The organism is Streptomyces muensis, assembly GCF_021474425.1.
GTDB classification, from domain to species: Bacteria; Actinomycetota; Actinomycetes; order Streptomycetales; family Streptomycetaceae; genus Streptomyces; species Streptomyces muensis.
In genome coordinates this window covers 58,460-67,800 of the sequence record NZ_JAKEIP010000010.1, presented here as the reverse complement: position 1 = coordinate 67,800, position 9,341 = coordinate 58,460, and the positions used below count along the sequence as shown (strand labels likewise).

12 protein-coding genes are annotated in these 9,341 nt (G+C 65.9%); 6 read left to right on the top strand and 6 right to left on the bottom strand.

What is annotated here, in order from left to right; genetic code table 11:
• Positions 1-217: 217 nt before the first annotated feature.
• Complete coding sequence (locus tag L0P92_RS05040) at positions 218-988, top strand: transposase family protein (RefSeq protein WP_234761277.1); 771 nt, start codon at positions 218-220, stop codon at positions 986-988.
• 119 nt (positions 989-1,107) lie between these two features.
• Here the strand turns inward: L0P92_RS05040 and L0P92_RS05035 are convergent, their stop codons facing one another.
• A complete protein-coding gene (locus L0P92_RS05035; protein WP_234761276.1) occupies positions 1,108-1,878 on the bottom strand; it encodes a transposase family protein in 771 nt (256 codons plus the stop codon).
• A 150-nt stretch (positions 1,879-2,028) separates the two neighbouring features.
• On the opposite strand from L0P92_RS05035, the gene L0P92_RS05030 reads away from it, so the two are divergent.
• A complete protein-coding gene (locus L0P92_RS05030) occupies positions 2,029-2,403 on the top strand; it encodes an immunity 22 family protein (protein WP_234761275.1) in 375 nt (124 codons plus the stop codon).
• 76 nt (positions 2,404-2,479) lie between these two features.
• Here the strand turns inward: L0P92_RS05030 and L0P92_RS05025 are convergent, their stop codons facing one another.
• Positions 2,480-3,055, bottom strand: a complete 576-nt coding sequence (locus L0P92_RS05025) for a hypothetical protein (protein ID WP_234761274.1) — start codon at positions 3,053-3,055, stop codon at positions 2,480-2,482.
• A gap of 95 nt (positions 3,056-3,150) precedes the next feature.
• Here L0P92_RS05025 and L0P92_RS05020 point away from each other — a divergent pair, with 95 nt between their 5' ends.
• Complete coding sequence (locus tag L0P92_RS05020; protein ID WP_234761273.1) at positions 3,151-3,639, top strand: hypothetical protein; 489 nt, start codon at positions 3,151-3,153, stop codon at positions 3,637-3,639.
• 256 nt (positions 3,640-3,895) lie between these two features.
• Here L0P92_RS05020 and L0P92_RS05015 read toward each other — a convergent pair whose 3' ends face one another.
• Positions 3,896-4,696, bottom strand: a complete 801-nt coding sequence (locus L0P92_RS05015; RefSeq protein WP_234761272.1) for a hypothetical protein — start codon at positions 4,694-4,696, stop codon at positions 3,896-3,898.
• A 341-nt stretch (positions 4,697-5,037) separates the two neighbouring features.
• On the opposite strand from L0P92_RS05015, the gene L0P92_RS05010 reads away from it, so the two are divergent.
• On the top strand, positions 5,038-5,751 hold the full coding sequence (locus tag L0P92_RS05010) for a hypothetical protein (protein WP_234761271.1): 714 nt from the start codon (positions 5,038-5,040) through the stop codon (positions 5,749-5,751).
• Between the two features lie 119 nt (positions 5,752-5,870).
• Positions 5,871-6,725 (top strand): hypothetical protein, encoded by an 855-nt coding sequence (locus L0P92_RS05005; RefSeq protein WP_234761270.1) that lies wholly within the window; start codon positions 5,871-5,873, stop codon positions 6,723-6,725.
• Positions 6,726-7,022: 297 nt separating this feature from the next.
• Here the strand turns inward: L0P92_RS05005 and L0P92_RS05000 are convergent, their stop codons facing one another.
• The 3 genes from L0P92_RS05000 to L0P92_RS04990 form a co-directional block, all read right to left on the bottom strand.
• Positions 7,023-7,307 (bottom strand): hypothetical protein, encoded by a 285-nt coding sequence (locus tag L0P92_RS05000; RefSeq protein ID WP_234761269.1) that lies wholly within the window; start codon positions 7,305-7,307, stop codon positions 7,023-7,025.
• A gap of 3 nt (positions 7,308-7,310) precedes the next feature.
• The gene (locus L0P92_RS04995) at positions 7,311-7,676 is read right to left on the bottom strand and encodes a hypothetical protein (RefSeq protein WP_234761268.1); all 366 of its coding nucleotides are present in this window, start codon (positions 7,674-7,676) and stop codon (positions 7,311-7,313) included.
• 96 nt (positions 7,677-7,772) lie between these two features.
• A complete protein-coding gene (locus tag L0P92_RS04990; RefSeq protein WP_234761267.1) occupies positions 7,773-8,306 on the bottom strand; it encodes a hypothetical protein in 534 nt (177 codons plus the stop codon).
• Positions 8,307-8,334: 28 nt separating this feature from the next.
• Between L0P92_RS04990 and L0P92_RS04985 the strand changes: the two genes are divergently transcribed.
• Complete coding sequence (locus tag L0P92_RS04985; protein WP_234761266.1) at positions 8,335-9,015, top strand: hypothetical protein; 681 nt, start codon at positions 8,335-8,337, stop codon at positions 9,013-9,015.
• Positions 9,016-9,341: the final 326 nt, after the last annotated feature.

Below are 9,341 nucleotides of genomic sequence, written 5' to 3'. Positions count from 1 at the left end.
AACGGCAGCACCCTCACCAGGGCCGTTCACCAAGTCCAGCCCCTCCTGGCCGAGCACGGCCACACCATCCCACCCTCGACAGCCAGGTTCCACACGCCCGCCGACGTCACCGCGTTCCTCGCGAACAGCAGCTCCCAGCAGATCAAATCAGCATGTTGATTCTCTGCGAGCCCCTAAAGGGTGTTGCACAAGGCCGTGAGCTGGGCATCTTCTTTGTATGGCCGGGGTGTTGAGGGCTGAGCGGGTGTGGGTGGAGACGTTCACCGGGCTGCGAGTGACGCAGTTTTCGGGTCTGTTGAAGGTGGTCCGGGAGCGGGGCGGCAACGGCACCCTCCGGGGTCGGCCGTGGTCGTTGCCGCTGGCCGAGCGAGTACTGATGGTCGCGGTATACTACCGCACCAACCTGACTATGCGGCAGCTGGGCCCGCTGTTCGGCGTCTCCTCGTCCACGGTGGGCCGGGTCATCCAGCGGCTGGGACCGCTGCTCGCGCTCGAACCCCTCTCCCGGCCGGCCGATGCCGCAGACCGGCTGTGGATCGTGGACGGCACGCTGGTCCCGGTCCGCGACCGGAGGGTGGGCGCGTCCTCGCGTAACTACCGGTTCTCGGCGAATGTGCAGGTCATCGTGGACGCGGACACCCGGCTCGTGGTGGCCGCGGCCCGTCCGCTGCCGGGCACCACCGCGGACGCGCACGCCTGGCGGCACTCCGGGCTGGCAGCGCACTGCGAGGATGTGACGGTGCTCGGTGACGGGGCCTACCTCAACACCGGCCTGATCGTCCCGCACCGCAAACGCCCCGGACGCCCACTGCTCAAGGGCGAAGAAGAGGACAACGCTGCCCACCGCAAGGTCCGCGCCCGCGTGGAGCACGTGATCGGACGGATGAAGAACTACAAGATCCTCCGCGACTGCCGGCAGCGCGGCGACGGCCTCCACCACGCCGTACAAGCCGTCGCCCGCATGCACAACCTCGCCCTCGCCGCATGACCACACACGCCCACAACCCCGCTCAGGCCGCCTGATCACGGCCTTGTGCAACACCCTTTAAAGGCTGTTGCAGAAGGCCGTGTTTGGGCAGGCCAGAGTGTGTTCGATGCTGGTTCTGATCATGTCGCCAGAGCCAGGTTGTGCATGTGGGCGACGGCTCGGACGGCGTGATGGAGTCCATTGCCGCGCTGACGGCAGTCGCGGAGGATCTTGTAGTTCTTCATGCGGGCGAAGGTGTGCTCGACGCGCGCACGGACCCGGCGATGCTCGGCGTTGTCGGCCTCTTCACCGGGCAGGAGGGGCCGGCGCTGGCGTTTGCGGTGCGGGACGACGAGGCCGGTGTTGAAGTAGGCGCCGTCGCCCAGCACGGTGACTCCTTCGCAGTGCTGGGCGAGGCCGGAGTTCCGCCAGACCTGGGCATCGGCCTTGTTGCCTGGAGCCGGACGGGCGGTGGCCACCACCAGACGGGTATCGGCATCGATGATGACCTGCACGTTCGCCGAGAACCGGTAGTTGCGTGAGGACGCGGCAACGGTGCGGTCCCGGACCGGAATCAAGGTGCCGTCCACGATCCACAACCGTTCTGCGGCATCGGCGGGGCGGGCGGCCGGTTCCAGCGTGAGCAGGGGGCCCAGCCGCTGGATGACCCGGCACACGGTCGCCGATGAAATCCCGAACAGCGGAGCCAGCTGCCGCATCGTGAGGTTCGTCCGGTAGTACACAGCTACCAGCAGCACCCGGTCCGACAAAGGCAGTGCCCATGGACGACCGCCACCAGGCCCATTGCCACCACGCTCCCGCACCACCCGCAACAAACCCTCGAACTGCCGCATCCGCAGACCGGTAAACGTCTCCACCCAGACCGGCTCAGCCCTCAACACCCCACGCATACAAGGGAAATGCCCAGATCACAGCCTTCTGCAACAGCCTTTAGGGCGTGTTTCAGAAGTGAGCACAGTGACCCGTTGACGGGAGTCCGATGTGAGAACGGTGTCTCGTGGCGGTCGCGGGCGGGTTCAGTGTTGGGCGACAATCATCGAGTGACTGAAGCCAACGTGGTGCATGTTTTCCTCTCGCGGGGCCGGTTCTCCTCGCTCGAAGAGATCCGGAACTACGTCGATGCGGGGTGGCCGGAGAACGGGGACGCAAAACCATCCGTCTTTATGGGAGACACCGGAATTATCGAGCTCGAACCGATGTGCGTCGAAGCCATCCACGCCCAGGACGACGGTCACCTCACGCCGGTTGTCCCCGAGATACTCCTTCGAGGGGCGTCGTACGCCGACCAGTGGCTGCCACAAGTGGAGTCGACCGAGCTGGCTGACGCCGCGATCTGCGTCTTCGCTCCCAACGTGGTCACCAACCCGCACGGCACCGCTCTGCACCACCTAGGCGGGTTCACTTATCACGCCTGAGGGTCCCTCACTGCGGGTTGTCACAGCCACTTATAGCGCCCATTTACGAGCGATTCACCACCCATTCGATGCACGTCTACGGAGAAGCCACGCTGGATACGTCCCCTCCGTCGCATGGGTCAGTGCGGGCCTTGAGACTGGCGGCGAGCCGGGCAGACCACTCGCGTTCGGCGATGACGAGGCCGCGCTCCAGCGTCTCGACGAGCACCGTCCGGCTCACCGACACCACCGTCGGCTCGGTGTCCCAGGCGGGGCCGCCTCCCTCGCGTACCCGACAGGCAAGGTGCACCCGGTCCCCATCGGGGAACGCGATAGCCGTCACCTCGTCGGTGCACTCTCCCCACTCCAGGAATTCACACCGCGCGAGTGCCTCCTCAGTCCCAAGTGAAGTCCCGGTACCGACGTCGCCGTACATCCAGCTCTCGGCGATGCGAAAGGACTCCGACGGCGAGGTGAACCCCTCCGGCGGCGCAGTCGGTACGTGGAAGCGACCGGTCTCTTCCTTGAGCTTCTTGACCAGCAACGACGGATAGAACGCGTTGTCCCTTGCGTTCACATGGAGCCCGCCGACGAAGACATCGACGCACAGCAAATAAGGGTCCTGTTCGACGTGGAACTCCAAACCGAATCCGGTCCGCGACCCGAACAACATGGCGACCTCCCCAACAACGGCGCGACACCCATCGCGACCCCACCCTACTGATCCACTTTCGATGCACGCCCTGGTGCCGCATCAGGCATGATTGGATGACGATCATGTTCAGCATTACCTTGTCACGGGCGTTCTCCGTTGCCGAAGTGGCTGCCACATTCATGGAATTGATCCCGCCTGGCCTGCATTTGGTGGTGCAACCCCCCGGAGCCGATGTTCCGGACAACACAGGAAGCCTATGGGCAAGTCTGGAGCCCACCGATGATCCGGCATGGCCACTCGGTCTTGTCGTGCATGTGTACGAGTGTGACCTCGGGCCAAACCCTGATCTGCGCCTCGCGGAGCACATCGCAGAACGATTCGACGTGGATGTCTTGTGCGGCGTCGATCCATCCCTCGTCGATGTCGACCCCCAGGATCCGTACTACCGCCTGGCGCTGGTCGGCGGCCGGTGGTACCTGGCCAGCACCGCCTACACACGGCTCATGGGACCGTACGTCACCCGTGACGCCGGCGGATTCCGGGAGGAGCTGGGGAACGAACCCGTCAAGCTGATCCGGCCGGTCGTGGTCGACACACGCTGAGCCATGAACGACGGCGCCCCCTGGTCAGGAGCCACAGACAAGATTGCCGACAAGGATGGTCTTCCGTGAGCGCAAAGAGCAGACCGCATGACTGAGTTGTGAGGTGGCGCTTCAGCAGCGAACGGGCCGCCGTGGGCACGACTCAGGCCAGCTCCTCCGACACGACGTCGGTGGCCCGGCCCCGCGCATTCGTTGGGGTGATCGAGACAGCGTCGAAGGCGGCGTGCCGGGCGGCCTCGAACGGGAACTTGACCGATCACCGGCCTCGGCATCCTGTGTCTTGCTCCGCGGCCCAGGTCCTCAGCCGGGTTACGGCCTCTTCCCGTGACAGCGGGCCGCGTTCGAGATGCAGATCTTGTAGATAGCGAGTGGCCGCACCGATCAGTGGGCCTGGAGGTAGGCCGAGCAGCTTCATGATCGCCTTACCGTCCAGAGCCACCGGGACGTCGAGAAGCCTCCTGTATTTCTCGATCTCCGCGGCGGCACGCGCTGTTCTCTCCTGCTCCGCCAGGTGCTCCTGATGCCACTCGTCGTAGGTCGCCGCCCATCGAGCAGTTCGGCCGGCCGACTGCCAGCCGTCCATGTCCTGTTCCCAGCCAAGCCCCACCTCCAGGAACAGGTCGTGGTAGCTCGCCCGCTCGGAGCTGCTCAGAACGACATCGAGCAGGGCGAGAGCAGCATTGATCGGCCAGTCTTCCCGTGGACCGGTGAAGTCCCAGGTATGGGCCGGACCCCACACATTCGCGCCGGTACGCCATACGGCAGCGGTCTGGTATCCGTCCCCTCCGTGGAAGTCTGCCTCCACGTAGGCGATCGGCCCGCCCCGGGACCAGTAGTTCAAGGTCTGCTCGAATGCCGGCGACGTTACCGTGAATGGTTGACCGGGCCCGGCGCCATCCTGATCGGTAAGCCCAGTCAGCTCCTCGAGGAGCTGTGTGGTGACAGGCACCAGCCCCATTCCCTGTCGGAGCGGGGCGACGGCCGTTTCCCGAATCCCGGCAGTCTGGCTCCATAGCAGGTCGAATCTTCCAATGACGGCGTTGAGCTCGTACGACATTCCCGTAGGGTAGCCGCACAGCAGCCACACAGAGGTTCGAATACCACGGCCGGACGGTGGTTCAGTCGAACTACGCAATCCACTACTGAATTTCCCGGTCTGGGTGGCCGAGAGCCCCTGTGGCGCATGTACCGGCGCTTATATATTCCATCCGTATCGAGGCAGATCGGAAGGCGAGTTGCCCGGGAGGTGCCCAGGCGTCGGACGTGTGGATGTCTGTCCCTGACCCACGGCGCGTATGAGCTTCCGCCGCTCTCGTGGCGAGCGGTCGTCGACCGTGTCGTGGTGTCGGCTGCACCGGCGAGGCCTGCGCTGTCGCCGCCTTGAGGAGGGAGAACCCGATGTCCGATCATCTGATCGAGGACCTGGTCGCGGACTCGATTCGCATCCTGGACGGTCATGCCGAGGCGGGCGACCCCCGTGCCCGGGACTGGTACTCGGCGCTGTACCGCTTCCAGAGCGGGTTCGACTGCTCATTCACGCACTTCCGCGTCATGGATATCCTGCTGCGTCGCAGGTACACGTACCGCTTCCCGGTCTCCCTGCACCCCGACTACGCCGAGCGGTCCCCGTACTTCGACGCGCTGACGGAGTTCACCGCGTTGCGTACGTTCGACGAGGACGCCCCCGACTTCGATGGCCACGGGTCCTGGCTCGAAGACGGCTACGTCGAACCGCCGTTCCTCTACTGCGACGCCGGCACCGAACTCTGGCGGCGCATGGCGGCCGTCGGCGAACTTCACGGCTCCGACGCCGCTCCGCCCCACCGCACTCGGTTGATCGAAGTCGTCCGTGAGGTAGCCGTCACCGCTGAGAAGGAGCAGGACCGCGAACTCATCGGACTCTGGTACGGGTTCGGCTGCGAGACCCTTCTCGGCGGCCCCGCGGGATGCTCCTTCGATGTCTCCGAACTCGCCGAGATGCCCGCCGTGCAGGACCTGCGCACCATCGTCCGACGCACCGACGCCCTACCCGTCGCACAAGGGTCGCCCTACGCGGTTCCCGTGGAGTTCGCCGATCACCACGACCTCGAAGCCTGGTGGTGGGAGCTTTAGATCGTGTACGGGTCGAGGACATCTCAACGGACGTCGGCGGAGGCGTGCCCGGAAGCCGTCGAGCGGGCACACGCCCGTTACTGACTGTTTCGTTGATCAGTAAGGACGTAAGCTCTCCCATGCCCACGACGTTGCGGAGGGCGGCACAGCTGGAGACACCGTTGCGGGACAGTTTTTCGGATGGATTCTTTACGCGGCTGGCACACGACACGCATCCGGTGGACCTGATGTGCCTCTATCTGCTGCATGGCTCGGTCGAACGGATCCCCGGCCTGCTGGTTGGTCGGGAGACGCTGTCGTACGAGCACCTGAGTCAGCGTGTCCGTGCCGTGGACCGCTGGAGCTCTGACGATGCGGACACGTTCTCACTTTGCATCAAGAAGAAGGTTCGCGGGCGCCTGTACGGCTTGGAGTTCCGGATCCACTTCATCGCCGGTGAGCCCTATGCCGACGCGGTGATTCCGTTCGGCGCCGCTGTCGGCCTGCCCCGGTTCATGCACCACTTTCGTGCGCACTACGCCTCGGGGGGAGCTCCGGGTGACTGGGACTTCGATGTGTACACCGACGTGCGTGATCTCCGCGAGAGTGTCGTGCTGTTCGGCAACCACCGCGAGGTCTGGTTCCAGGTCAACCGCGGCCCGGTGGTGGCCGGCCGGTCCAAGCCGATTCCCTGGAGCCGGAGCCGACTGGTAACCGGCCGCCTACACGGGAACCAGTTCGGGACGAACGCCCAACTGCATGCGGGAGGAGTGATGTTCCCTGACCGCCTTGCCGCAGTCGAGCGCACCTCGGCCGAGGGCCGGGCATACCGGCGACATGTGGCCAGGCTGCGCGATCCGCTTCCCCTGAGGGCGGGGCGGCCAGTCCGCCCTGAGTTCGGCACCAGGACCCGACCACTCCCACTTGGTCTGGCCGGGGCGGATCGCACTCACGCCTGGGATGAGGACTCCGGCCTCGGCTCACCGGAGCAGTGAGAAGCCGGAATTCAGTCCTCTGCCCCGCTTGGGTGCACCACGTGCCCATGGTGACCCCTGGTCCAGGAGCCAACGTCGCTCGCAGGCTCCCTGCCGGGGATGAGGTGAGTGACGAGCGCCGGGCCTTCGGACCGGAAGCCGTGGCTGGTGCCGAGGGCGATCTCGACCTGGGTGTGGGCCAGGAGGGCGGCGGTCCGAGGCGAGTCGCCGTTCGCCCCCGCCAGGTTGCGCATAACCGCGAGTCTGTCGAGCATCCGGAACTCGGGAGCACAGGACCGTCCGGCAGTCGTGAAAGGGTCAGCCTGACGTGTTCCCGTGCCGGGGGCTGCACAGGGACTTCTCGGGGTACAGCTGCGCGAACAGCGGTGTGAATTCGAAGGGGTACTCCACGCCGGTCTCCCCCGCGAAGCACTGGGCGGCGTGCCGGCGCATCCGGGGGCCGTAGGTCCCGTGGTCGATCAGGTCCGTGTAGGTCTGCCGTTTGCCCAGGTCCAGCAGACCCGCCGTGTCGGCCAGGTGGACGTCGAAGCCCGGGTACATGAGTCCCAGATACGGCATGTCGTCCAGGTCGAGGGCGAACACCGGCTACTCGCCCTCCTCGTCCGGCTCGGTCACGGCCAGGATGCGTCGGGAGTCCGAGCCGCCGGGGAGGAGGAAGCTCTCGGGAAAGTGCCCAGTCAGCCAGGAGAACTCCGTGCCCCAGAAGTCGCCCACCTCGTCCGAGACCACCTGGTCCAGCGGCCGTGGCGCGAACCCTCCGTCCGGGGTGAACCACTGGTGGCGCTCAAGCAGGCTGGTGTCGTACGCCAGCCAGGCGCGCAGGCTCGGCGACAGCGGGCGACCGGACGGGAACACGAACTCAGCGAGTACGTCTTCGGGCATCGGCCGGGGGATCCCGCCCTCGACCCAGGGCACGTTCACGATACGGCAGCGCGCTGGCCGTCGGATCACGCCGCACCACCTCGATGACCTGCTTGGTCAACGGCGCTCCGTGCATGGGACTCACCTTCTGTTTCTGACTCTGTTCGTTCGTCATGGGTGGGTCGGTCAGGGGAGGAAGGGGCGGATCCAGTCCGCGAACCGCCCGCCGAACTCCGCCTGCGCCATCGCGAGCACGGCGTCGGTGTCCTGCGCCACGGGCAGCCCGAAGTGCTGGTCGAGCCAGGCCACGTACGCGTCGTGGCAGTCGGTGTGCGGCTCGTCCCCGTCGCGGTAGAAGTAGGCCCTCTCGTGCTCGACGCTGATCTCCTCGTCGAAGCCGAGGAGTTGGAACAGCTCCCGCACGTTGCGGGCCACGACGTGCTCCCCGCCCTCGTCCCCGAAGACGACCACCGGCAGGGTCGCCAAGTCCTCCCGGTCGTCGAGGCGCCACAGTGCGTAGAAGGAACCGCCGCCGGTGGCCTGGGCGAAGGGGATGAGACGGCCGGTGAATTCCGGATCCTCAGACCAGGCCGACAGGCCGGAGGTGTCCCCGAATTCGGTCAGACCGAACCCCTGGGCGAAATTCTCGTAACCTACCCGGTCCTGGAAATCTTTGAGGAGGTTGAGTTCTGCGACGGTGGAGTATTTAATGTGCTGCACTGCGCCTCCGAGTAAGTGAAGAAGAAAGGTGGGGGAAGTCGTGTCGGATACTTTTCTCGTGGCTGCCAGAATTCCTATGTCAAGGGATGGTTTCGAGGCGTGGCTGAGCACGCCGATACCGGATGTGAGCAGGATCGCCAACCCGGCCGAAATGTTCGACGGGTGGTGTTGGAACGGTGAGCGTGCGGACCGGGAATGGGATTCCGTGGACGGGGGAATCACGCCCCGGGAATTCTTCTCCCAGGCGATCGAGAAGGCCTGTTTCAGTGCATCCCAGGACGGCTGCCTCGTGTTGTATCGCGAGGGGGCGCTGGAAGCCTATCTGTTCCACTTCGGCTATAAACAGTGGAACGTCCACACCGCCTTGCTCATGTTCGCCGGCGCCGGCGAGTTCAAGTCAGAGACCGACGAGGACACCGTGTTGTTCTGGGCCGAGACCGGCGGCAACCTCTGGGACGCCGACGACACAGGGTGGCTCGCGGTGCTGTCGGTCGGCAAGGGCGAGGCACGGTTCGTCTCCGAGCGGGACCTGACGAACACGGTGGCCGGTCTGCGGCCGGTCGAGAGCCGGTTCTTCGACATGATCGAGCGGCTGGGCGAAGAGGAGGAGTCCTGGGACTGGGAGTCGGGACGTGACTTCCGCACGGACACACCCCGGGACGGGGCCTTCGTGGATCCCGCGGTGCTGGAACACCCCGGTCCTCGGTAGCGGCGCGTACGATCCGGGCGGCCAACGTCGCCGGACTGCGGACGGAGCCAACCAGCCGGATCCGCCTTGACGCCGCCGGACCCGCTGCGACGCCGCACGACCGGCCTGCTCCGCCTGTCGTCGCCTCGCGCGGGTTCGGCGATCGCCTGGCGGACTCCGGCTACGGTGAACTCGACCGGGCGGCGCCATCGCCACGGCGGAGAGCCGGGGAGCGGGTCGGACGGCCCCGTCGTGGGGCGAGAGAAAGACAGGCTGGGTGGCCTGGTGCTGCCCGGTGGGCGAGATTGCCGTACCGGTGGGGCTGCCGCCGCCGTGGTGGGGTTCAT

Excerpts from the sequence above, each read along its gene's own strand:
- L0P92_RS05040 (WP_234761277.1), top strand. The coding sequence starts at position 218 with ATGGCCGGGGTGTTGAGGGCTGAGCGGGTGTGGGTGGAGACGTTCACC.
- L0P92_RS05035 (WP_234761276.1), bottom strand. The coding sequence starts at position 1,878 with ATGCGTGGGGTGTTGAGGGCTGAGCCGGTCTGGGTGGAGACGTTTACC.
- L0P92_RS05025 (WP_234761274.1), bottom strand. The coding sequence starts at position 3,055 with ATGTTGTTCGGGTCGCGGACCGGATTCGGTTTGGAGTTCCACGTCGAA.
- L0P92_RS05020 (WP_234761273.1), top strand. The coding sequence starts at position 3,151 with ATGACGATCATGTTCAGCATTACCTTGTCACGGGCGTTCTCCGTTGCC.
- L0P92_RS05015 (WP_234761272.1), bottom strand. The coding sequence starts at position 4,696 with ATGTCGTACGAGCTCAACGCCGTCATTGGAAGATTCGACCTGCTATGG.
- L0P92_RS05010 (WP_234761271.1), top strand. The coding sequence starts at position 5,038 with ATGTCCGATCATCTGATCGAGGACCTGGTCGCGGACTCGATTCGCATC.
- L0P92_RS05005 (WP_234761270.1), top strand. The coding sequence starts at position 5,871 with ATGCCCACGACGTTGCGGAGGGCGGCACAGCTGGAGACACCGTTGCGG.